Source organism: Variovorax sp. GW821-FHT09B05 (genome assembly GCF_059418265.1).
On record NZ_JBWKPN010000001.1, the window covers coordinates 1,002,938 to 1,025,731 of the forward strand.

Sequence of the window (22,794 nt, forward strand, 5' to 3'; positions counted from 1 at the left end):
CCATGGCCGAGCGCTCTCACGTCAATCTCGCCTCGATCGTCCATTCCTTCGCGCACACCGAGCCGGCGCGCGAGTCCCTGCTGTTCGAAGGAGGCCATGCGGTGCCCGATGTCGCGCGCAGCTACGGCCAGCTGTGGCGCAACGCGCAGGCGCTGGCACGCGGCCTGGGCCGGCGCGGCGCCGGGCCCGGCAGCGTGATCGCAGTCCTGATGGCGAACCATGCCGAGTTCGTCGAGCTGATGATCGCGGCCGCGCTGCTGCGCGTGGTGCTGGTGCCGATCGACCCTCGCACCCGGGGCGAGAAGCTGCGCTTCATGATCGCGAACTCGAGGGCGACCGGCCTGGTCGCCGCCGACTACGCGCTGCCCGGCGCCGAGGAACTGCTCGAGGACGACGCGGGCATCGAATGGATCGCCGCGCTCGCCACCGACGAAGGCCCGGGACGCGCGATGTGGGCCCCGCGCGTGGAGGACTACGCCGCGCTGCGGATCGTGGAGGGCGACGACCTGCCGGTGCCGGCGGACAACGGCGAGGAGGCGATGCTGATCCTCCACACCTCGGGCACCACGGGCGATCCCAAGGGCATCGTCATGACGCATCGCCGCTTCTGCGACACCGCCGCCGCGGCCTTGAAGGGCTTCGGCTACCGGCCCGACGACCGGCTGTATTCGGGCCTCTCGCTGACCCATGCCAACGCGCTGCAGGTCACGCTCGCGCCGGCGCTGCTCGGCGGGCTGCCCGTGGTGTTCTCGCGCCGCTTCACGCGCTCGCGGCTGTGGGCCCTCACGCGCAAGTACCGGTGCACGACCTTCACGCTGCTGGGCGGCATGACGACCACCCTGTATGCCGAGCCGCCGCGCGCGGACGATGCCCAGAACCCGGTGCGCTTCGTCGTGTCGGCGGGCATGCCGGCCGCGATCTGGGCGCGGTTCGAACAACGCTTCGGCGTGAAGGTGCTGGAGTTCTACGGCTCGGCCGAGGGCGGCCTCGCGATCAAGCCGCTGGACGCGGGCCCCGTCGGCAGCATCGGGCGGGTCGCGCCGCACTTCAGCTACCGCATCGTGGACGACACGGGCGCCGAGTTGCCGCGCGGCGTTCCCGGCGAGCTGTGGCTGCGGCCGGCCGACGGTTCGCCGTTTCGCGTCGAGTACGTCGGCAATCCCGAGGCCTCCGCGCGCAAGTGCGCGGGCGGCTGGCTGCACATGGGCGACGTCGTGCGCGAAGACGGCGACGGCTGGCTGTTCTTCGAATACCGCCAGGGCGGCGGCCTGCGCCGCAATGGCGACTTCATCAACACCGCCTATGTCGAGAAGTCGATCGCCGAATCGGGCCTGGTCCGCGACGTGTTCGTGTACGGCGTGCCGGCCGCCTCGGGCGCACCGGGAGAGAAGGACGTGGTGGCGGCGGTGGTGCCGCTCGACGGCTCGACGCTCGATGTGCAGGCGCTGTTCCGCTGCTGCCGCGCGGCGCTGGAGCCCAACTTCGTGCCGAGCTTCGTCCAGGTGGTCTCGGAGATTCCCAAGACCGCTTCCGAGAAGCCGCTGGAGCGCCTGCTGATCGAGGCCCTGGCCCGCGAACCGCTGGGCGTGCACGAAGAGGAAGGCGCCCGCCGTGCCGGAGCGGGAGCCGCCGCATGAAGCTCGACGACCAGCTCTCGGCCGTCGTCACCGGCGGCGCCAGGGGACTCGGAGCGGCCACCGCGATCCGGCTCGCCGCGCGCGGCGTGAAGGTCGCGCTGTTCGATCTCGACGCCGAGGCCGGCGCGGCGCTGGCCCGCCGCATCGGCGGCGTGTTCTGCCATGCCGACGTGGCCTCCGACGCCAGCGTGGACGACGCCTTCGCACGCGCCCGCCGGGCGCATGGCCAGGAACGCATCCTCGTCAATTGCGCGGGGATCGTGCATGCCCACAAGACCGCGGCGCGGGACCGCGCGACGGGCGCGATCCGCCACCATCCGATGGCCGACTACGAACGCGTGATCGCGATCAACCTGCTCGGCACCTTCCGCTGCATCGCCCGGTCGAGCGCCGGCATGCTGGCGCTCGACCGCCTGCCGGACGGCGAGCGCGGCGCGATCGTCAACACCGCGTCGATCAGTGCCGACGAGGGCCAGATGGGGCAGGCGGCGTATGCGGCATCGAAGGCCGGCGTGGCGGGCATGACGCTGCCGATCGCGCGCGACTTCGCCAGCGAGGGCATCCGCGTCAACACGATCAAGCCCGGTGTCTTCGACACCCCGATGCTGCGCGCCGGGCCCGAACATGTTCGGCGGGCGCTGGAATCGTCGGTGCCGTTTCCGAGCCGCGTCGGCGATCCCGACGAATACGCCCGGCTGGTCGAGTTCCTGCTGACCAACGGCTACATGAATGGCGAGTGCGTGCGCATCGACGGCGCATTGAGGATGAATCCACGATGAACTTCCCCCTTCAATCCAGAACCGCGCTGGTCTTCGGCGCCGGCGCGTCCGCGGCGGGCCCGGGCAACGGCGCGGCGATCGCGATCCGCATGGCGCAGCACGGCGCGCTCGTGTTCGCGGCCGACAAGGACCTCGAGGCCGCGCGGCGAACCCAGCGCCTGGCGCAGGAGAGCGGCGGACGCTGCGAAGCGATCGAGGCGGACGTGTGCGTCGAGTCCTCGATCCGCGACGCGGTGCGGATCGCGCAGGCGATCAACGGCAACGTCGACATCCTGGTCAACAACGTCGGCGTCGTCATGCACGGCGGGCCGGCGGAACTGGCGGTGGAAGACTGGGACCGCTCCTTTGCACTGAACACGCGCTCGGCGTTCCTCGCGCTGAAGCATGTGCTGCCGCTGATGGACAAGGCCGGGCGCGGTGCCGTGGTGCAGGTGTCGTCGATCGCGGCCGCGCGCGCGGGTTCGGCCGCGCTGTGCGCCTATCACGCGAGCAAGGCCGCGCTGAACGCCCTGGGCGCGAGCGTCGCGATGCAGTACGCGGGGCGCGGCATCCGCTGCAACAACATCCTGCTGGGCCTGATGGACACGGCGCTGGTGCGCCAGCAACTGGCCGTGGCCCATCCGCAAGGCCTCGAACATCTGCTGGCCACGCGCAACGCCACCTGCCCGACCGGCGCCATGGGGTCGCCCTGGGACGCCGCCGACGCGGCCGCCTTCCTGGCCAGCGACGCGGCGCGCTACATCACGGGCACCGACATCTTCGTGGACGGCGGCTTGCACAACCAGGTGACCGCACCGGTTCTCGCGAGCACGGCAGGCACCGGGGCCCCCGCATGACCTTCGCCACCGCCGACATCTCCGACGACGATCCCGACGCCAGCAGGTGGTGCGACGCCGGCTTGCTCGACTTCGGGCAGCGACGGACGTTCTGGGGCCAGGCGGTCACGCTGCGGGTCCGCGACGATCACCGCGCGGGCATCCCGATCTGCCTCGAACCGGGCCATGGGAAGGTGCTGGTCATCGACGGCCACGGCTCGCGCGGCATCGCGTTGTTCGGCGGCACCATGGCCTCGATCGCCGTGCGCAACGGATGGGCGGGCGCGATCGTTTTCGGAGCGATCCGCGATGCGCGGGAAATGGCCACCTGTGAGCTCGGCGTCAAGGCCCTGTGCACGACGCCGCGCAGCGCGACCGTGGCCGCGCCTTTCGCACGCGACATCGCCGTGCGCTTCGGGGGCGTGACCTTCGAGCCCGGCGATTGGGTCTATGCCGATGCCGACGGTATTTTGGTGCGGGACACCGAATACAGGCCGGCCCCGTTCGTCTATCCGGGCTGAGGCCCGGGCCGCGCGGCTTCCGATCGAATCGGCACCGAAGTCGATCGGCACGGCATCGATGCCGCGCGCGTGCCGCCCTAGACTGCGGCCATGCAAGCACGCCTTCGCGCCGCGGACCGCCGCCCTTCCCGGTCCGCGGCACCCGAACTTCCGCCCTCCGCCGATGGCGCGCCATTGGCCCGGCAGCTGCATGCGCGCGCGGGCATCGGCGTCGCGGCGCATGTGATCCAGGGGCGTGGCCTCGCGGCCTTGCGCATGCACGTCGAACAGGCCGCGCTGGTCTTCGTGGTGCGGGGCATCAAGACCGTGCGCACGGCGCAAGGTCGCACGGTGCGTGCGCTCCCGGGCCAGGCGCTCGTGCTCGCGGGCCACCAGACCGTCGACTTCCACAACGACATTCCCGAGGGCGCGCAGTACGAAGCGCGCTGGCTGGTCTTCGACGCCGCCCTGCTCGAGGACGCGCACTATCGCGGCCACGCCGACGCGATGGAGCGCGCGGGCGCCGCCTCGGCACCGGCCCGCGTGCTCGCCCATCCCGGCGAGGCGCTGGCGCGCGCCTTCGACGCCGCGACGCTGGCGCTGCCGCTCGCACAGCGATTGCCCGATGCCATCGTCCGGCTTCGCCTGCTCGAAGTCATGCATTGGCTGCTGGAACACGGCATCGTGCTGCGCAACTCACCCGTGCGTGCCGACGCGTCGACACGCGTGCGCGCATTGATCGCCGGGAACCTGGCCGATGCATGGCCGGCCGATCGCGTGGCGCGCGAGCTCGCGCAGTCGCAGGCCACCTTGCGCCGGCGCCTCGCGGCGGAGGGCACCTCGCTCACGCAGTTGCTGACCGACGCGCGCATGGCGACCGCGCTGAGCCTGCTGCAGGCCACGACCCAGCCCGTCGCCCAGGTGGCGCTCACGGTCGGCTACGAATCTCCCTCGCGCTTCGCGGTGCGCTTTCGCCACCGCTTCGGCTTCGCGCCCACCGCGGTGCGCGGCCACGAACGCAACCCATGACAGCGCTCACACCAAGGCATCCATGATCAAGATCCACCATCTCGGGCACTCCCAATCGGAACGCATCCTCTGGCTGTGCGAAGAGCTCGGCCTGCCCTATCGACTGCAGCACTACACGCGCGACCCGGTGACGCGTCTCTCGCCGCCCGAACTGCTCGCCTTGCATCCGCTGGGTGCCGCGCCCGTGCTCGAGGACGGCGACCTGCTGCTGGCCGAATCCGCCGCGATCGTGGAGTACCTGATCGGCCGGCATGGCGCGGGGCGCCTGAAGCCCGGCCCCGAGCATCCCGACTACGCGGCCTTCCTCTACTGGTTCCACTTCGCCAACGGCAATCTGCAGCCCACGCTGCTGCGGCTCATGACCGTGGGCCGGGCCACCGCGGGGTCGGACCATCCGGTGCTCGCGGCCACGCGCGATCGCTTCGCGCGCCTGATGGCGCTGATGGAAGCGCGGCTCACGGAGGTGCCCTGGCTCGCGGGCCAGGACTTCAGCGCCGCGGACATCATGAACGTGTTCTCGCTGACGACGATGCGCCTGTTCATGCCGGTCGACCTGGCGCCGTATCCGGGCATCCGCGCCTACCTGCAGTGCATCGGCGAGCGGCCGGCCTATCGGAAGGCCATGGCGAAGGGGGACCCCGATCTCGTGCCGCTGTTGTCCTGACGCGCCTGGTTCGCCCGCGCGGCTTCAGAGCGCCGGGCGGCCATCGATCTCGTCACCGGCCAGGGTCCCTCAAGCGGTGCGCGCCTGACTCTGCATCAGGCCGAGGATCTCCGCTCGTCGGATGCCGAATTCCACCAGCTGGCGCTTCGCCTCCTCGATCGTTCTGTCGAGCTTGACGAGGTGCCCGGCGATCTCGCGGTTGCCCGACTCGACCAGCCGGATGGCTTGCCACGCGGCCAGCGAATCCTCCGACAGCCCGACGAGGATGTTGACGCCGGGAATGAACGCCGTGAGGGCCTTGCGCTCCAGTTCCTCGACGATCGCCTGCTTGAGCAGGGACAGCACGGGCTTCCAGGCGCCGTCGAGGCGGGTGCCGCTCCTGGCGAGCTTTCCGTGCAGCTGCTGCACGAGCACCTGGTACATCGTGTTCGCGCTCTTCAGCTCGAAGGCATTGAGCACCACATTCAGCGGAATCAGCGTGACGTTGGACAACACGGCGATCGTTCCCCACGCATCGGCCGCCGATCGCGTGCGCGCGAGGTCGCTGCGTACCTGCGTCAGCAACTGGATGCCGTCCTGGATCGCGAGCTGCTTTCTTCCGAGGGTCTCGAACTGGGTGGCCAAGTTCACGATGGAGCTCCTGCTGTGGTTTCGAGGGAGGCAAGGCGGTCGCCGCGAGAAAGGAATCTTGTAGCGGTCTACGCGTCTCGTCTTCTCCCGGACAGGGTATGGCGGAAGACGTACGTCCAGAGCTGCGTTTCCCCGGCCTCGCAACGAAGGCCTTGCCATCGGCAGTGGAGTGCGTAACAGCATATTCCATCCCATCACCATCCATACAGATGGTGCTAGGATGGCCCATGCCGACCAAAACCCGCCCCGCCCCCGTCGTCACCCGCGCCCCCGAATCCGAGAAGATCACCATCAACATGGGCTTCGTCGACCTCGGGCAGGTCGATCTGCTGGTGGCCGAGGGCTTCTATTCGAACCGCACGGACTTCATCCGCACGGCGATACGCACGCACCTCGCGACGCATGCCGACGCGCTGCGCCAGGCGGTGTCGCGCAACATGCTGGTGCTGGGCCTGCAGCGCTTTTCCACGGCCGACCTGGAGGCCGTTCGCGCGGCCGGCGAGACGCTGCAGATCCGCGTGCTCGGCCTGGCCGTCATCGCCCCCGACGTGAGCCCCGCGCTTGCCAAGGCCACCATCGCTTCGCTCACCGTGCTCGGTGCCCTCCACGCGTCGCCCGCCGTCAAGACCGCGCTGGCGGACCGCATTCGCTGACCTTGCGGTCGGCATCCAACGGACTCTCATCCATGAACACACTTTTCTCGGGCCTGATGCGCGACGCTGCCCAACTCACGCGCACTGGCCGCCTCGTGGATGCCACGCAGCTCATTCAGCGCGCCTTGCGGGGCGACACGTCGCCCGCCGAGGCGCCCACCACGACGTCTCAAGCGGTGGTGGAAGACGACGTGATCGAAGCGCAGGTGCGCGTGGTCGAGGTGCATCCAACGCCCGAGCCGCGCGGGTCCGAAGCGGCCGACGCCTGGACCTCGGGCAGCTTCACGCACCAGGGCCGCAGCATCGACTACATGCTCTTCGTGCCCGCATCGGCCTCGGCGCAGCCGGCGGCCGCCCCGCCCCTGGTGCTGATGCTCCACGGCTGCACCCAAGGCGCGGCGGACTTCGCGGCGGGCACGCGCATGAACGAGCATGCGCGCGAGAACGGCTGCATCGTGCTCTACCCCGAGCAGGCGAAGCGCGCCCATGGCCAGAAGTGCTGGAACTGGTTCAAGACCCAGCACCAGCAACGCGGACGCGGAGAACCCGCGCTGCTCGCCGCGCTGACCGAGCACATCGTCGCGCAACAGCAGGCGGACCGCTCGCGCGTCTACGTGGCGGGCCTCTCGGCGGGCGGTGCCATGGCCGACGTGCTGGGCCATTGCTATCCCGATCTCTACGCCGCGGTCGGCGTGCATTCGGGGCTGCCGCACGGCGCGGCGAACGACATGATGAGCGCGTTGAACGTCATGCGCACCGGGGCGCCCGAGGCACGCGCCGGCGCGGCGAAGGGATCGCCGCCGACCATCGTCTTCCACGGCGACGCGGACCCGACGGTGCATCCGGGCAACGGCCGCGCGATCGTCGCGGGCGCGATGCCCGGTACGGTCAGCGAAGGCCGCTCCGCGGCGGGCCGGCGCTACACCCGCACCGTGCATCCCGCATCGCCGGGCCGAGGCGATGCCGAACACTGGCTGCTTCATGGCGCGGGCCATGCGTGGTCGGGCGGCAGCGCCGCGGGCAGCTATACGCAACCCGATGGCATCGATGCCAGCCGCGAGATGCTGCGCTTCTTCCTCGCCCATCGGTCGACGCTCGCCAGCGAGCCGCAGCGGGCGCCTTGAATGGGCTCGCGGCGCGCCTTCGTGCTGGGTGCATCGGCGCTGGCGTCCGGCATCGGCATACCGGCGGCAGCGGCGACAGCTGCGTCCTGGATGAAAGCAGGACCCGAGACGCAAGGCTTTGCAGCCGGCGCGCTCGACCGCCTGTTCGAAACGGGAAGCCTGGTGCCCGCGCTTCGAGCCCTGGTCGTGGTCCGGAACGGCCATCTCGTCGGCGAGCGCCACTACGCGGGCACCCGGCCCGACGATCTGCTGCCCATCCACTCGGCGACCAAGAGCATCGTCTCGCTGCTGGTCGGCCAGGCCGTGGCTCAGGGCAAGTTGAAGAGCGACCTGTCACAGACCGTGGCCGAGCTGCTGCCGGACTTGGCCGCCCGCTTTCCCGACGCCGCGGCCCATGGCCTGACGCTGCGACAGATTCTTTCGGGAACGACCGGACTCGCCTACGACTACCGGCTTCAGGCCCGCGCGCTCTCGATCGCCGCCGACCCGGCGATCTACGCGATGGGCCTCGAGGCCGACGCCCAGCCACCGGGCCATTGGTCATACAACGACGCCGCCATCGCGCTGCTGAGCCCGATCCTCGAGCGCGTTCAGGGCCTGGGCCTGGCCGCGCTGGCCCAGCGCGATCTGTTCGACGCGCTGGGGATCGCGCACTCCGCATGGCAGCGCGACAGGACCGGGCGCGCGTTCGCGCACCGGGGCCTGTCCCTTCGCACCGCCGACCTCGCGAAGGTGGCATGGCTGGTGGCGGATGGCGGGCGATGGAACGACCAGGTCGTCGTGCCGTCGCGCTGGATCGAGGACAGCACGCATGCACACACGCCGGGCGCCTGGTCGATCCCGCCCATCGGGCCGACCGCGTACGGCTACCTGTGGTTCACCGGGCAGCTTCACGGCACCCCGGTCGCGTGGGCCTGGGGCTATGGCGGCCAGTTCGCCTTCGTGGCACCGGCGCTGCGGCTCGCCATCGCCACCGCGGCCACCGATCCCGGGCCCCGGGAGCTGCAGGCACAGACGACGGCGATCATGGCACTCGTGGCCCAGGCGGTGGCGCTGGCCGGTTGACGGGACGCCCCGGGGCATGCGCGCGGACGCCGCGCTGCCGCAGTGTCTTTTGCCATAGGTGCATTCCGTTTCTTGCTCGACAATGGCCGCGGACTGGGCCTTTGACCTGACGTACGGGCCCTGTCGATCATCGAACGACAGACCGGATGCGTCCGGTCACCCCGAGTCAGGACGACCCCGAATGGAATCCCTGGAACTGGCCGACCACATCCGGCGCGACGTCGAAGCCATCGGCCGGATCAGCGCCGTGCCCTCGATGCTGCGGCTGATCTGCGAACAGACGGGCATGGGCTTTGCCGCCGTCGCGCGCGTCGACGGCGACAGCTGGACCGCCTGCGCCGTGCTCGACCGGATCAACTTCGGCCTCAAGCCCGGCGGCCAGCTCGAGGTCCACACCACGCTGTGCGTCGAGTCGCGCGCGGCGCGCCAGCCCATCGCCTTCGACCACGCGAGCACGCACCCGGTCTTTCGCACGCACCACACGCCCCGCATCTACGGCATCGAGAGCTACATCTCGGTGCCGATCGTCAAGGGCGACGGCAGCTACTTCGGCAACCTCTGCGCGATCGATCCGACGCCGCACGGCGTGGACAACGCCCGCACCATCGCGATGTTCCAGGGCTTCGCCGACCTGATCGGCCACACGCTGGAACTCGAGGACCGGCAGAGCGCGACCGAGGTTGCCCTGTTCGATGCCGAGGCGACCGCCGAGCTGCGCGACCAGTTCATCGCCGTGCTCGGCCATGACCTGCGCAATCCGCTGGCCTCGCTGAGCGCCATCGGCGAGCTGCTGGCCCGGCGCGCGGCCGACCCCGACAGCACGCGCGCGGGGCTGCGCATCCGCGCCACCACGAAGCGGATGGCCTCGCTGATCGAGGACGTGATGGACTTCGCGCGCGGGCGCATGGGCAGCGGCCTCGATGTCGCGCGCGAGCAGATTCCCGACCTGGGCCTCGCGCTCGACGACGTGGTGGCCGAGATGCGCGCCGCGCATCCCGCGCGCACCATCGCCGCCGACATCCACGTGACCGACATCGTGCACGGCAGCCGCGGCCGCCTGCAGCAGGTGCTGTCGAACCTGCTGGGCAACGCCGTCTCGCACGGCGCGCCCGACAGCCCCATCGACGTGGCGGCCTGGACGCGCGACGGCTGGTTCGTGCTGAGCGTGAAGAACCAGGGCGAGCCCATTTCGCCCGGCAACCTGCAGAAGATCTTCCAGCCCTATTGGCGACCGGCCGAGAGCCGGGGCCATGGCGGGCTGGGCCTGGGGCTGCACATCTGCTCGCTGATCGTGAAGTCGCACGGCGGCACGCTGCAGGTGACCTCGACGGCGGAGCACGGCACGAGCTTCGTGGCGCGCATTCCGGTGCGGCCGGGGGTCGCGGCCGTCGCCTAGGCGTCCGCGCGGCGGCGCGCCAGGACTAGCTGGCCCCGAAGATGTCCTCGAGGTTGACCTCTTCAGGCTCCTGATGGAGGTTCACGCTCTTCTCGATGTGGTCGAGGTGATGCAGCATCAGCTGCGCGGCGCGCTCCGCGTCCTTCGACTTGATCGCCTCCACGATCAGTGAATGCTCGTCGGCCCGGCAGCTTTCCGCCGGGGGCGCGTCGTACACCAGGATGATCAGGCAGGTCAGCGTCGACAGCTCGCGCTGCGTGCGCGCGAGCGTCGTGTTGCCGGCCAGGTCGGCGCACAGGTTGTGGAACTCGCCCGACAGGCGGATGACGGCCCGCTTGTCGCCACGCGTGCGCGCGCCCATCTCCTGGTCCACATGCGTGAGCAGGGCATCGACCACTTCCGGCGTGGCCCGTTGCGCCAGCCGCCGCATGATCGCCGGCTCGATGACGCGGCGGGCCTCGAACACATCGCGCGCCTGCTCGATCGTCGGCCGGGCGACGAACGCCCCCTTGTTCGGGATGAGCTCGACGATCTGCTCGTAGGCAAACCGGGTCAGCACCTCCCGGATGCGGGGCCGGCTCACCTTGAAGATTTCGGCCAGGCGCTCTTCGGCCAGCTTGGTCCCCGGCAGCAGCCGGTGCTCCTGGATCGCAACATAGATCTTTTCGTAGATCTCTTCGCTGCTGTCGCGCTCACGGCGCGGCGCGGGGATGGCGGTGGAAGGCGTAGACATGTTTCCAGGCATCGGTTCTTCAGGTGCCAACAATTTTTTAGAAGATTGTAGAAAGTCTAACACCGAGGCCGCGCTCCAGTGGGCGCCTCGCTCGACGCCCGGACAACCCTTGCCTCCTCTGCGGAAAGGCCCGATGAGGATAGCCGCACCGCCGGCACGGGCGCTACGAGCCACCAGATTCTTGCGCTTCTCCTTCGAGGGTTTGCCCTCCCTTCTCGTTGCCCATCGACCGGCTAAAGTTATGTCAACAATCTTTTAGACAATGTGGCATATGTTTTGCAAACACTCAAAGCAATCCACTGAAGTCAAAGAAAGATCATTTTGTTGAACATTTTTGGTGCGAGAGAACCCAAGTGAGTGCATCCCTTTTTGATCTAGTGATCCGCAACGCCCGGGCGGCGACGGCTTCGGACGTGTTCGACACCGACATCGGCATCAAGGACGGCCGGATCGTCCAGCTGGGGCTGGACCTGCCGCGAGGCAGCCGCGAGATCGACGCGCGGGGCCGCGTCGTCACCCCCGGCGGCGTCGACGCCCATTGCCACCTGGACCAGCCCTCGCCGCCGCCGGTCAGGATGGCCGACGACTTCGACACCGGGACCCTTTCCGCCGTCTGCGGCGGCACCACGACCGTCATCCCGTTCGCGGCACAGCAAAAAGGCGGCAGCCTGCGCGCCGCCGTCGAGGACTACCACCGGCGCGCGGACGGCATCGCCCATGTCGACTATGCGTTCCACCTCATCGTCAGCGATCCGACGCCCGAGGTGCTGAATGCCGAGCTGCCCGCGTTGATCCGCGAGGGCTACACCTCGTTCAAGGCCTACATGACCTACGACGACCTGAAGCTCGACGACGGGCAGATCCTCGACGTGCTCGATGTCGCGAAGCGCCATGGCGCGATCGCGATGCTGCACGCCGAGAACTCGGACTGCATCGAATGGCTCACCCAGCGGCTCGAGGCCATGGGCCGCAGCGCGCCGCGCTTTCATGCGCACTCGCGCCCCATGCTGGTGGAGCGCGAAGCGACGCACCGCGCCATCGCGCTCGCCGAACTGGTGGACGTGCCGATCCTCATCGTTCATGTCTCGGGCCGGGAAGCCATCGAGCAGATCCGCTGGGGCCGCGCCCATGGATTGAACATCTTCGCCGAGACCTGCCCGCAGTACCTGTTCCTGACCGCGGAAGACCTGGGCATCGACGACAGCTATCACGGCGCGAAGTGCGTCTGCAGCCCGCCGCCGCGCGACAAGGCCAACCAGGAGGTCATCTGGAACGGCCTGCGAGACGGCCTCTTCAGCGTGTTCTCTTCCGACCACGCGCCCTTCAAGTTCGATGGCCCCGGCGGCAAGCACCCGAACGGCGAAGAGGTGGCCTTCCGCCACATCCCCAACGGCATTCCCGGGCTCGAGACGCGCATGCCCCTGCTCTATTCCGAAGGCGTGCTCAAGGGCCGCATCAGCCTCGAGAAGTTCGTTGAACTCACCGCCACCGGCCCCGCGAAGACCTACGGGATCCATCCGCGCAAGGGCGCCATCTGCATCGGCGCCGATGCGGACCTGGTGATCTGGGACGAGCGCGAGCTCACCATCCGCAACAGCGCGCTGCACCACGCGGTCGACTACACCCCCTACGAAGGCATGCGGCTCGGCGCCTGGCCCGCCTTCACGCTGCTGCGCGGCGAAGTGCTGTGGGACGGCAGCTCCTGCGTGGGCCCGAAGAACCAGGGCCGCTTCATCGCCGCCGGTCGCCCCTCGATCCTGCCGCCCGCTCATCTCGCTGCGGCCTGAAGCCCGGCCTCCCCATGCGCCCTTCTCATTTCAACCACCCTCAGAAACTTGGAAAGCCAGCAATGAACATCAAGACCGACGTCGTGCAATCGCTCGCAGGGCCTGCCGCCCGGGCTCTCTTCGCGGCATCGCTGCTCGGCGCGGTCCTCGTGCCCGCCGCGTTCGCGCAGGATGCGAAATCGATCCTCGTGGTGGCCGGTCCCCGGACACCCGAGTCCCTGGACCAGGAGTACCCGCCGACCGAGGCGACGCATGAAGCGAAGCGCAACATCTACGAGCGCCTGCTGGCCTACGACACGAAGACGGTCGACGGCGTCAAGGTCGAGAACTTCGACAAGCTCGTCGGTGCGCTCGCCGAACGGTGGGAGGTCTCCGCGGACAAGACCTCCATCACCTTCTTCCTGCGCAAGGGCGTGAAGAGCGCGGCCGGCAACGAGCTGCGCGCCGACGACGTGATGTGGTCGTTCGAGCGCGGCTGGAACAAGAACGCCAACTTCCGCTGGTACATGAACCAGATCCTCGGCATCAGCAAGTACGAGGACGCGTTCAAGAAGATCGACGACATGTCGGTCAAGGTGACGTTGCCGAAGACCTCTCCGCTCATCGAGCGCCTCTGGGTCAACAACGACCTCGGCATCCTGGACGCGACGGCGGCGAAGAAGAACGCCACCGCCGACGACGCCTGGGCATCGCGCTGGCTGGCGACGCATTCGGCATCGTTCGCGCCGTACCAGGTCACGAAGTTCCAGTCGGGCCAGGAGGTGGTCTACGAGGCCAACCCGAACTACTACCGTGGCGCGCCGCAGATCAAGAAAGTGATCTTCCGCGAGATGCCCACGTCCGCCAACCGGCTGGCGGCACTGCAGGCCGGCGCGGTCGACGTGGCCGAATGGCTCTCGCCGCGCGAACTCGCCACCCTGGAGAAGAACCCCCAGCTGAAGGTCTGGCAGGTCTTCGGCAACTACATCCACCGCGTGGAGATGAACAACACCACGCCGCCGTTCGACAACCCCAAGGTCCGCCAGGCGCTGAACTACCTGGTGCCTCGCGAGGACATCCTGAAGGCCGTGTACTACGGCAAGGCCCGGCCGACCAAGAGCCCGATCTCCGAGATCTATCCGTCCTACACCGACCAGTACTTCAAGTACACGCTCGACGTCGAGAAGGCCAAGGCCCTGCTCAAGGAGGCGGGCCAGCCGTCGGGCTTCAAGACGCAACTCGGTTACCGCACCGGCGACCAGATCGAGGAAGAGATCGCCGTCATCCTGAAGACCGCCTTCGCGCGTGCCGGCGTGGAGGCCGAGCTCGTCAAGCTGCCCGCATCGACGCTGGTCGAGCGCTACTCCAAGGGCACCATCCCGATGTATTTCTTCCGCGACATGGCCATCGTGCCGGACGCCGCCTATGTCGCCAACCTGTGGCTCAACAGCGCCTCGCTGATCAACTATCCCAAGTTCAAGAACGCGGAAGTCGACAAGCTGATCAACGAAGGGCTGTCGAGCACCGACGAAGCCAAGCGCGAGGCCGGGATGAAGCGCGTGCAGCAGATCGTGATGGACCAGGCGCCGTGGGTCTTTCTCATGAACCCGGGCTACCAGCTCGCCACGCGGGCCAGCGTGACGGGCTACAGCTGGTACACGCCGAACAGCAACAACTGGTCCGACTTCTCGAAGAAGTGAACCCCGCCGTGCCGGGCGATCCGCGGCTTGCGCGGGCGCCCTGGCACACGCGAGCCACCCAACAAGGAAAGACATGACGCTACGCACGTCGCTGCGATCGCTACCGCGACCGCTTCGAATCGTCCTGGCCAGGCTGAGCATTCTGATTCCGCAGATGTTCGGCGTGCTGCTGGCCACCTTCCTGCTCATCCGGCTGCTGCCGGGCGACCCGGCCCTGCTGATGCTCGGCAACATGGCGACGCCCGAGCAGATCGCCAACCTGCGGGAAAGGCTGGGACTGAACGGCAGCCTGTGGTCGCAGTTCACGAGCTATCTCTCCACCGTGGTGCACGGCGACCTGGGCACGTCCATGTTCACCGCCAATCCCGTGGCGGTGGACCTGCTCGATCGCGTGCCCGCCACGCTCGAGCTGATCACCTACGCCATGCTGCTGACCATCGTCGTGAGCCTGTCGCTGGCGGTCGTCTCGGTCGTCAAGCCCCGGGGATTCGTGAGCCGCTTCAGCAAGGTCTATGGCCTGGCTGCGGGCGCCGTGCCGGACTTCTGGGTCGGGCTGCTGCTGATCTACTTTCTGTTCTACGTCGCCGGCATCGCACCCGCGCCGTTCGGACGCATCGACGCCATCATGTCGGCGCCGCCCGCGGTCACCGGCTTCCTGACGATCGACACCCTGCTGGCCGGCGACACGGCGGCCTTCGCGTCGGCCGTGGGGCGCCTGTGCCTGCCGGTGCTGACCCTGGCGATCGTGAATGCCGGGGCGCTGATGAAGATGACCCAGATCGTGTTCGCCGACAACTATCGCAGCGAATACATCCGCCATGCGCGCGCGAGCGGCCTGTCGGAGCGACAGCTCATCAAGAGCGCACTGCGCAACAGCCTGCCGCCGATCATCACGATGGTCGGCTTCCTGTTCGGCTTCCTGCTGGGAGCCGCCGTCCTGGTCGAAACCATCTTCGCGTGGGGCGGTCTCGGGCAGTACGCCGTCTCCGCGGTCATGAACAGCGACTATCCGGCGCTCCAGGGCTTCGTGCTCGTCGCCGCCGCATTCATCCTGATCGTCTACACCGTGGTGGACGTTCTCTACGGCATTGCCGATCCGAGGATCGAAGTATGAAGATCATGGCTGCCGCCCACCGGCGTGGCGCGAAGCTGACCCTGGCCATCGGACTCTCGCTGCTGGCCATGCAGTTCCTCGCGATCGTGTTCGCCCCGTGGATCGCCCCGTATTCCCCGGTCGATGCGGACCCGATCAATGCACTGAAGTCGCCGTCCTTCGCGCACCTGTTCGGCACCGACGTGTCCGGCATGGACATCTTCTCGCGCGTGATCTTCGCGACGCGCATCAACCTGCTCATCAGCGTGACCGCGGTGGCCATCGCCTTCGTCATCGGGGTGCCGATCGGGCTGGCCATCGGCTACTACAAGGGCTGGGCGAGCTCCTTCGCGATGCGCATCTTCGACTTCGTCCAGTCCTTTCCCGTCTTCGTGCTGGGGATGGTGCTGGTCTCGGTCATGGGCCAGGAGATATGGAACGTCGCCATCGTGCTGGCCGTGCTCTTCACGCCGGTGTTCGCGCGCCTGATCCGCGCCGAGGTTCTTTCGCTGCGCGACCGGCCCTTCATTGCCGCGGCGCGCTGCAGCGGCGCGACCGACGGCGCCATCATGTTCCAGCACATCCTGCCGAACGCACTGACCCCGGCCATCGTCCAGATCTCCATCAGCATCGGGATGGCGATCCTGCTGACCGCCGGGCTGTCCTTCGTCGGCGCGGGCGTGCGGATGCCCACGCCCGAATGGGGGCTCATGGTGAGCAACGGCGCGCAGCAAATGATCCTCGGAGTGTGGTGGGTCGCGCTCTTCCCGGGCCTGGCCATCGTCCTTTCCGTGCTGACATTCGCGCTGCTGGGCGATGCCGCCAAACAGATGTTCGATCCCCAAACGAGGAGCGCTCCATGAACCAGGTCGCAGACGCGTTGCTCGAGGTTCGCAACCTCAGCGTCGGTTTCTCCGATGCACAGGCCTCCCCCGCGCTGCGCGGCGTGAGCTTCAGCTTGCGGCCCGGAGAGATCCTCGGCATCGTCGGAGAAACGGGCGCGGGAAAGTCGCTGCTGGCGCGCGCCATCATCGACATGCTGCCGGGCGACGGCCGCATCCTCGACGGCGAGGTCCTCGTTCGCGGCCAGGCCGTCTCGAAGATGACGGAGACCCAGAAGCGCGGACTCCGCGGTGGCGAAGTCGCCCTGATAGGCACGAACGCGAAGTCGCTGCTCGACCCCGTCGTCAAGGTGGGAGAGCAGATCGCCCGCGTGCTTCGCGCCCACCGCGGCATCGACAAGGCGCAAGCCTGGCGCGAGGCCATCGCCCTGTTCGAGCAGGTCGGCATCGTCAATCCGGAGCGCCGCGCCCATGCCTACCCGCATGAGCTGTCCGGCGGCATGGCGCAGCGGGTCGTCATCGCGATGGCACTGATCGCGCAACCCAAGGTCCTGCTCGCGGACGACGCCACCCTGGGGCTGGATGCCACGATCCAGCTGCAGGTGCTCGACCTGCTGGTCCAGAAGGGCCGCGAGCTCGGTCTCGCCGTGGTGCTCATCACCCATGACCTGGGCATGGTCGCCGCGTACTGCGACCGCGTGGGCATCATGAAGTCCGGCGAGCTGCTCGAACTCGAGAGCGTTCACTCGTTCCTCACGCAGGGTCCGCGGCATCCTTACAGCCGCGAACTGCTCGAAGCGGCCAAGGTGCGTCCGCTTCCGATGGTCCCGGACGCTTCCGCGAGCGCGGGCCTACCGGGCGGGCAGCCGCTGCTCGAGGTCACGAACCTGGTCAAGACCTTCCATGTCGATGGTTCCTCCGACGTGGTGCGCGCCGTCGACCATGTGTCGCTGACCATCGCCCGCGGCGAGACCCTTGCCCTCGTGGGCGAGAGCGGCTCCGGCAAGACGACGATGGGCCAATGCCTCGTCAGGCTGCTGGCATCCGACGCCGGCTCGATCCGCTTCGACGGCCAGGAAACGCTGGCGCTCTCGGACAAGGCGTTCAGAACGGTGCGCCGGCGCATGCAGATGGTGTTCCAGGAGCCCTACGTCGCCTTGAACCCGCGATGGCGCGTGCGCGAGCTGGTGGCGGAGCCGCTGAAGCTCGGGGAGGCCTTGTCGCGAACCGAGCGCGACGCCCGCGTGATGGAGTTGCTCGACCTGGTCGGCATCGCCAGTGCGAAGGCGAACGCCTACCCGCACGAACTGACGGCCGGCGAGCAGAAGCGCGTCGGCATCGCACGCGCACTGGCCGTGCGGCCCGATTTCGTCATCTTCGACGAACCAACGACCGCGCTGGACATTCGCGTGCGCGCCCAGATCATCGACCTGGTGCGCGACCTGCAAAAGCGCATGGGACTGTCCGCGCTGTTCATCACGCATGACCTGAACTCCGTGCGCTCGCTGGCCCACTACGTCGCCGTGATGCGCCACGGGAAGATCGTCGAGCAAGGCCCGACCGAACAGATCTTCTCGCACCCCAAGGAGGCCTACACGCGCAAGCTGCTGGAGGCCGAGCTTCCCATCGAGGCGAAGGAGCCGGTTGCGACCCTGACCCTGGAGACTGCCGAGGCCTCATGACATTCGATCGAACAACCACCAAGCCGGTGCTGGTCACCGGCGCCGCGGGCCTGGTCGGCCGCAAGCTCGCGCGCCGACTGGCCGACCGGCAACGCGCCTTCATCGCGCTGGACCGAACCGCGTCCGTCACCGAGGACGGCATCGAGATCGTCGGCTGCGATCTCGGCGACGTGCACCGCATGTACGCGCTCACGCGGGAGGGGATCGATTCGGTCGTTCATTGCGGGGCGTTCTCCGGGCCTATGGTGGCCCGCGATACGCCGCACGCGATGGTGCAGGTGAACATCGTCGGCACGGCCAACATGCTCGAGCTGGCGCGCGTTCACGAGGCCCGGCGCTTCGTCTACTGCTCGTCGACCAGCGCCTATGGCGTCGTTCGATCGGCGGCGCCGGTCACGGAGGATTGCCTGCTACGACCCGCGAGCCTGTATGGCGCGAGCAAGGTCGCGTCCGAATACATCACGACGTCCTATGCGCAGCAGTACGGCCTGTCGGCGGCGAGCGTCCGCCTCTCGTGGGTGTACGGACCCGGACGGACGACGGACTGCGTGGTCCGCACCATGATCGAGGACGCGCTCGCCGCGCGGCCCACGCGCATGGCGTTCGGCTCGGACTTTCCCCGGCAGTTCATCCATGTCGACGACGCCGTGGACGGCCTGCTGGAGGCGCTGGATGCCGAATCCCTGCCCAGGACGACCTACAACGTCACGGGCAACACGCGCGTGACGCTGGGTGAGCTCGCGCAGCTGGTGCGCCTTGTCTTTCCGAAAGCCGACATCGTGTTGCAGCCCGGGCCGGACCCGGTGGACGAGTTCCAGGAACAGTTCAGCATCGAGGCGGCACGGTGCGACCTCGGCTACGAGCCCCGGGTCTCGCTCGAACAAGGCATCCGCTCGTACGCCGAGTGGATCGAGGCACGCCGGAGTGGCCGGCCATGATCGAGCCGCGCGCCCTTTCCCAAGCCGGGTTCGCGCCTTTCGGGCGCGTCATCGAGGCACCTGCCCTGCCGCGGCGGGACTATTTCGACGCGGAACTGGCCTCGCGTCGATCGCACGCGAGCGCTTCGCTGTCCCTGGTCACCAACGATCCGGTGCGCGAGAACGTGCTCGCATTCAGCAGCCTCGAATGCCACCCGCACTCGTCCCAGTCGTTCATTCCCATGAGCGCCGGCCGCTGGCTGGTGGTCGTGGCGCCCGACGCGCTCGGCCGCCCCGACATGCAGCAGGCGCTCGCCTTCATCGCCGGCCCGTCGCAGGGCATCACCTTCCGTCCCGGCGTCTGGCACCTCGGCCTGCATGTGCTCGACAGGCGATCGACGCATGCCATCTTCATGTGGCGCGACGGGACCGAAGGCGACGAGACCTTCGTCGACGTCGAGCCGACGACCATCGATTTGTCCAAGATCCTGAAAGAAGCTTGATCGTGACCCACCTTCAAAGAGACTTCGTCGGCTACGGCCGCAATCCTCCCGATCCGAAGTGGCCAGGCGGCGCCCGGCTCGCTCTCAACTTCGTCCTCAATTACGAGGAAGGGTCCGAGCCCTCCGTCCACGACGGAGAAGGCCTCACCGAGACCTGGTTCACCGAAAGCCACGGCCTGGCCAACCTCGAGGGGCGAGACCTCGCCGCCGAGGGGCTCTTCGAGTATGGGAGCCGGGTGGGTTTCTGGCGGGTCATGCGGCTCCTGCAGGAGCGTTCGCTGCCCGCCACGATCTTCGGTTGCGCGCTGGCGCTCGAACGCAACCCCGAGGCCTGCGATGCCATCAAGGCGTCGGGTTTCGACGTGTGCTCGCATGGATGGCGCTGGATCCAGCACTATCGGTTGTCGCAGGACGAGGAGCGCGAGCACATCCGTCGCGCCGTCGAATCGCTGACCCATTCGATCGGCGAGCGCCCGCAGGGCTGGTACTGCCGCTACGCACCGAGCGTCCATACGCGCCAGCTTCTGGTCGAGGAGGGCGGCTTTCTCTACGACTCGGATTACTACGGCGACGAGCTGCCGTTCTGGACGCGGGTCGACGGCCAACCGCACCTGGTGGTCCCCTACTCGCTGACCAACAACGACGGCCAGTTCGCAGCCGGCGTCAGCACCGGCAACGACTGGTACGGCTTCCTCAAGGATGCCTTCGACATGCTCTACAAGGAAGGCCGGACCCAGCCCAAGATGATGTCCGTCGGCCTGCACATGAGGCTCGTCGGCCATCCCGCGCGCGCCGCTGCGCTGGAGCGATTCCTCGACTACATCCGCCAGTTCCCCGACGTCTGGGTGACGCGGCGCATCGACATCGCCCGGCACTGGCGGCACGTGCATCCGGCGCCTGCAACCCAGGGAGCCGAATCGTGAAGAGCCCGTTCGATCTTTCCGGCCGCAAGGCCGTCGTCACCGGCGGCAGCCGCGGCATCGGCGGCGCCATCGCCGAGCTGTTCCTCGAACATGGTGCCGAGGTCGCCATCTGCCATCTGGGCGACGAGGCCAATGCCAGCCTGCTGCGCGAGCGGATGGCTGCCAGGGGACACACGCTCCATTGCACCGAATGCGATGTCTCCAGCCCCGCTGCCGTCGACCGGTTCGCCGAATGGGCCACGCAGCGGCTCGGGCAGGTCGACATCGTCGTCAATTCCGCGGGCGTCGGCGGCGGCGACCGGCCCTTCGAATCGACCGACGAGCGCGACTGGGACCTGACCGTCGGCGTGAACCTGCGCGGCACGATGCTGGTGACGCGGGCCTTCTTCGCGGGCATGACCTCGCGCCAATGGGGACGCGTGATCAATGTCGCCTCCCAGCTCGCCTACAAGGGCGCGCCCGGCCTCGCGCACTACTGCGCGGCCAAGGCCGGCGTTGTCGGATTCACGCGTGCGCTGGCCTATGAGGGCGCCCCGCGCGGCGTGCTGGTCAATGCCATCGCGCCGGGTCCCGTGGACACCGATCTGTTGCGCAATCACAGCGAGCAATGGCTGGCGTTCAAGAAGAGCCAGCTGCCGGTCGGACGGTTCGGCGAGGTGGGCGAGATCGCGCCGACCGCGCTGCTGCTGGCTTCGGAAGCGGGCGCGTTCTACGTGGGGCAGACCCTGTCGCCGAACGGGGGCGACGTCATGCTCTGAGGCTCCGTCAACAGCCTTAGATCAGCCCCCGCGTCGCCGCCTTCAGCGTCGCGGCCGCGCGCGTCGTGCACCCGAGCTTCTGGAACACGCGCTCCACGTGCGTGCGCACCGTGCTGGGACTGATACCCAGCGCGCGCGCCACCTCCTTCGTGTTGTCGCCCTGGCTGATGCAGCGCAGCACCTCGAGCTCGCGCTGGGACAGCGATGCATCGTCCTGCGCCGGCGCCGCGGGCTTCGGCGGCACCGCGCCCGGCAGCGTGCTGGCGCACAGCGCCTCGACCACCGCCGTGTCGAAGCGGCCGGCCGCGGCGTCTTCCTTCATGCGCTCGGCCGCCTGTTCCCGCGTCAGCGCCTCGCGCCACGGCCGGCGCGTGCAATGCGACCACCACTGTTCGGCCGCGGCGACGACCTGCCCTTCGAGCGGCATGGCCGCACCCGAGCGGCCACGGAAATGGCCCGAGCCATCGCGCCGCTCGAAGGCGAAGGACGCGATCTCCGCCTCGGCCGCGAGGCCGTCGATCTGCCCGGCGGCGCGCGAGGTCCAGTACGGCACGAGTCGCACGCGCTCCAGCGCCGAGGCCTGCAGCGGCCCGGGCGCGTTCCAGATCGCATTGGGCACCGAGGCGCGTCCGATGCCGTGGATCAGCCCTGCCTTGTAGGCGCGGCCGCAGCCGGCTTCGTCCAGCCCCATGCGCGCCCCGCAGTCGCGCGCCAGGACGGCCACGCGGCGCGAGTAGCCCGTCATCCACGGCAGCTTGAGGTCGATCACATCGCCGACCAGTTCCAGCCCCATGGGCCGGCGCATCGAGGCCGGCTGTTCCGCCGCCTCGGCCCATGGCGCGGCGGGCGCATCGAGCGCCTGCATCCAGGCCGCGAGATCGGCCGCGCTGGCGTCGAGCAGCGCGGCCGGATAGAGGCTGTCGGCACGGCCGCGCACCAACGCGAGCGCTTGCTCGATGCCGTAGAGGCGGCCGAAGATCTCGAGGTCGCTGGCCAATGCCACCACGTAGGTCGAGAACGGCACCGCCTCGCCGCGCAGCAGGCCCGGCACGCCGCTGCCGTCGTAGGCCTCGAACACGGCGCGCAGCGTGGCTTCGGTGTCGTGGCTCAGCCCCAGCGTGTGGGCGATGTCGCCCGCGATCTCGCAGTGGATCTCGGCCATGGCGAGCACGGCGCCGGGCACCGGCGCGCTGTCGTGGGGCTGGCGCATGCGCGGTGCCGACGATGCGAGCAGGGCCCGCCGGCCCTCGACGTCGTCGTCGAGGAAATCGGCGAACTCCTGTGCATTGGCCGTGCAGCCCGACCAGCGCAGCAGCGCGGCATGGCGCGCCGCCTCGATCTGCGGCGCGGTGCAGCCGGCCTGCGCGGCGATCCGGCCCGCGAGCCAGGCCGTGCGCAGCGAATGGTCGATCGGCTGGCCCATGCTCAGGTCGCCGATGAAGGCCAGCGCGCGGACGGCGTCGAAAACGGGGATGGTCGTGTCGTCGGACATGGCCCATTTTGCGCGTGTCGGTCATTCGACCGATACCGGCCGCCGGGGTGGCTCGGAAGAATCGTGGCATCCACCGCTCGACGGGCGGCCCCT

General features: G+C 68.7%; 22 protein-coding genes. 19 read left to right on the forward strand and 3 right to left on the reverse strand.

Annotated features, from left to right (window positions below; genetic code table 11):
• The first annotated feature begins 2 nt into the window (after window positions 1–2).
• From AC07RM_RS04355 to AC07RM_RS04380, 6 genes are all read left to right on the forward strand, one after another.
• Window positions 3–1,637 (forward strand): AMP-binding protein, encoded by a 1,635-nt coding sequence (locus AC07RM_RS04355; RefSeq protein ID WP_495333283.1) that lies wholly within the window; start codon window positions 3–5, stop codon window positions 1,635–1,637.
• A complete protein-coding gene (locus AC07RM_RS04360; protein WP_495333285.1) occupies window positions 1,634–2,416 on the forward strand; it encodes an SDR family NAD(P)-dependent oxidoreductase in 783 nt (260 codons plus the stop codon). Before AC07RM_RS04355 ends, AC07RM_RS04360 begins: the two co-directional genes overlap by 4 nt.
• The gene (locus tag AC07RM_RS04365) at window positions 2,413–3,252 is read left to right on the forward strand and encodes an SDR family NAD(P)-dependent oxidoreductase (RefSeq protein ID WP_495333287.1); all 840 of its coding nucleotides are present in this window, start codon (window positions 2,413–2,415) and stop codon (window positions 3,250–3,252) included. The genes AC07RM_RS04360 and AC07RM_RS04365 overlap by 4 nt, the downstream gene beginning before the upstream one ends.
• Complete coding sequence (rraA, locus tag AC07RM_RS04370; RefSeq protein WP_296786439.1) at window positions 3,249–3,752, forward strand: ribonuclease E activity regulator RraA; 504 nt, start codon at window positions 3,249–3,251, stop codon at window positions 3,750–3,752. The genes AC07RM_RS04365 and rraA overlap by 4 nt, the downstream gene beginning before the upstream one ends.
• A gap of 174 nt (window positions 3,753–3,926) precedes the next feature.
• Entirely contained in the window at window positions 3,927–4,760 is an 834-nt protein-coding gene (locus tag AC07RM_RS04375; protein WP_495333289.1) for a helix-turn-helix domain-containing protein, read from the forward strand.
• Between the two features lie 22 nt (window positions 4,761–4,782).
• Entirely contained in the window at window positions 4,783–5,424 is a 642-nt protein-coding gene (locus tag AC07RM_RS04380) for a glutathione S-transferase family protein (RefSeq protein WP_495333291.1), read from the forward strand.
• Between the two features lie 69 nt (window positions 5,425–5,493).
• On the opposite strand, the gene AC07RM_RS04385 is transcribed toward AC07RM_RS04380, so the two are convergent.
• Window positions 5,494–6,048, reverse strand: a complete 555-nt coding sequence (locus AC07RM_RS04385) for a hypothetical protein (RefSeq protein WP_495333293.1) — start codon at window positions 6,046–6,048, stop codon at window positions 5,494–5,496.
• A gap of 233 nt (window positions 6,049–6,281) precedes the next feature.
• Between AC07RM_RS04385 and AC07RM_RS04390 the strand changes: the two genes are divergently transcribed.
• From AC07RM_RS04390 to AC07RM_RS04405, 4 genes are all read left to right on the forward strand, one after another.
• Window positions 6,282–6,707 carry a CopG family transcriptional regulator gene (locus AC07RM_RS04390; protein ID WP_398492232.1) on the forward strand — a complete coding sequence of 142 codons (426 nt, stop codon included), beginning with the start codon at window positions 6,282–6,284 and terminating at the stop codon, window positions 6,705–6,707.
• A gap of 32 nt (window positions 6,708–6,739) precedes the next feature.
• Window positions 6,740–7,831: an extracellular catalytic domain type 1 short-chain-length polyhydroxyalkanoate depolymerase gene (locus tag AC07RM_RS04395; protein ID WP_495333296.1), complete on the forward strand. Its 1,092-nt coding sequence runs from the start codon at window positions 6,740–6,742 to the stop codon at window positions 7,829–7,831.
• Window positions 7,832–8,896 (forward strand): serine hydrolase domain-containing protein, encoded by a 1,065-nt coding sequence (locus tag AC07RM_RS04400; RefSeq protein WP_495333298.1) that lies wholly within the window; start codon window positions 7,832–7,834, stop codon window positions 8,894–8,896. It begins immediately after the preceding gene.
• 181 nt (window positions 8,897–9,077) lie between these two features.
• Window positions 9,078–10,292, forward strand: a complete 1,215-nt coding sequence (locus tag AC07RM_RS04405) for a GAF domain-containing sensor histidine kinase (protein WP_495333300.1) — start codon at window positions 9,078–9,080, stop codon at window positions 10,290–10,292.
• 25 nt (window positions 10,293–10,317) lie between these two features.
• Here AC07RM_RS04405 and AC07RM_RS04410 read toward each other — a convergent pair whose 3' ends face one another.
• The gene (locus tag AC07RM_RS04410; protein ID WP_093346649.1) at window positions 10,318–11,025 is read right to left on the reverse strand and encodes a GntR family transcriptional regulator; all 708 of its coding nucleotides are present in this window, start codon (window positions 11,023–11,025) and stop codon (window positions 10,318–10,320) included.
• A 353-nt stretch (window positions 11,026–11,378) separates the two neighbouring features.
• Here AC07RM_RS04410 and hydA point away from each other — a divergent pair, with 353 nt between their 5' ends.
• From hydA to AC07RM_RS04455, 9 genes are all read left to right on the forward strand, one after another.
• The gene (gene hydA / locus AC07RM_RS04415) at window positions 11,379–12,812 is read left to right on the forward strand and encodes a dihydropyrimidinase (protein WP_495333302.1); all 1,434 of its coding nucleotides are present in this window, start codon (window positions 11,379–11,381) and stop codon (window positions 12,810–12,812) included.
• 62 nt (window positions 12,813–12,874) lie between these two features.
• The gene (locus AC07RM_RS04420; protein ID WP_495333304.1) at window positions 12,875–14,491 is read left to right on the forward strand and encodes an ABC transporter substrate-binding protein; all 1,617 of its coding nucleotides are present in this window, start codon (window positions 12,875–12,877) and stop codon (window positions 14,489–14,491) included.
• Window positions 14,492–14,564: 73 nt separating this feature from the next.
• Window positions 14,565–15,605, forward strand: a complete 1,041-nt coding sequence (locus AC07RM_RS04425) for an ABC transporter permease (protein ID WP_203206714.1) — start codon at window positions 14,565–14,567, stop codon at window positions 15,603–15,605.
• Window positions 15,602–16,447: an ABC transporter permease gene (locus AC07RM_RS04430; RefSeq protein ID WP_495333306.1), complete on the forward strand. Its 846-nt coding sequence runs from the start codon at window positions 15,602–15,604 to the stop codon at window positions 16,445–16,447. Before AC07RM_RS04425 ends, AC07RM_RS04430 begins: the two co-directional genes overlap by 4 nt.
• Window positions 16,444–18,108, forward strand: a complete 1,665-nt coding sequence (locus AC07RM_RS04435) for an ATP-binding cassette domain-containing protein (RefSeq protein WP_495333308.1) — start codon at window positions 16,444–16,446, stop codon at window positions 18,106–18,108. Before AC07RM_RS04430 ends, AC07RM_RS04435 begins: the two co-directional genes overlap by 4 nt.
• Window positions 18,105–19,046: an NAD-dependent epimerase/dehydratase family protein gene (locus tag AC07RM_RS04440; RefSeq protein ID WP_495333310.1), complete on the forward strand. Its 942-nt coding sequence runs from the start codon at window positions 18,105–18,107 to the stop codon at window positions 19,044–19,046. Before AC07RM_RS04435 ends, AC07RM_RS04440 begins: the two co-directional genes overlap by 4 nt.
• Window positions 19,043–19,528 (forward strand): ureidoglycolate lyase, encoded by a 486-nt coding sequence (locus AC07RM_RS04445; protein WP_495333312.1) that lies wholly within the window; start codon window positions 19,043–19,045, stop codon window positions 19,526–19,528. Before AC07RM_RS04440 ends, AC07RM_RS04445 begins: the two co-directional genes overlap by 4 nt.
• 2 nt (window positions 19,529–19,530) lie before the next feature.
• Window positions 19,531–20,451 (forward strand): allantoinase PuuE, encoded by a 921-nt coding sequence (locus tag AC07RM_RS04450; RefSeq protein WP_495333314.1) that lies wholly within the window; start codon window positions 19,531–19,533, stop codon window positions 20,449–20,451.
• Window positions 20,448–21,209 (forward strand): SDR family NAD(P)-dependent oxidoreductase, encoded by a 762-nt coding sequence (locus AC07RM_RS04455; RefSeq protein ID WP_495333316.1) that lies wholly within the window; start codon window positions 20,448–20,450, stop codon window positions 21,207–21,209. Before AC07RM_RS04450 ends, AC07RM_RS04455 begins: the two co-directional genes overlap by 4 nt.
• Before the next feature lie 16 nt (window positions 21,210–21,225).
• Here AC07RM_RS04455 and AC07RM_RS04460 read toward each other — a convergent pair whose 3' ends face one another.
• A complete protein-coding gene (locus AC07RM_RS04460; RefSeq protein WP_495333318.1) occupies window positions 21,226–22,701 on the reverse strand; it encodes an HD domain-containing phosphohydrolase in 1,476 nt (491 codons plus the stop codon).
• Window positions 22,702–22,794: the final 93 nt, after the last annotated feature.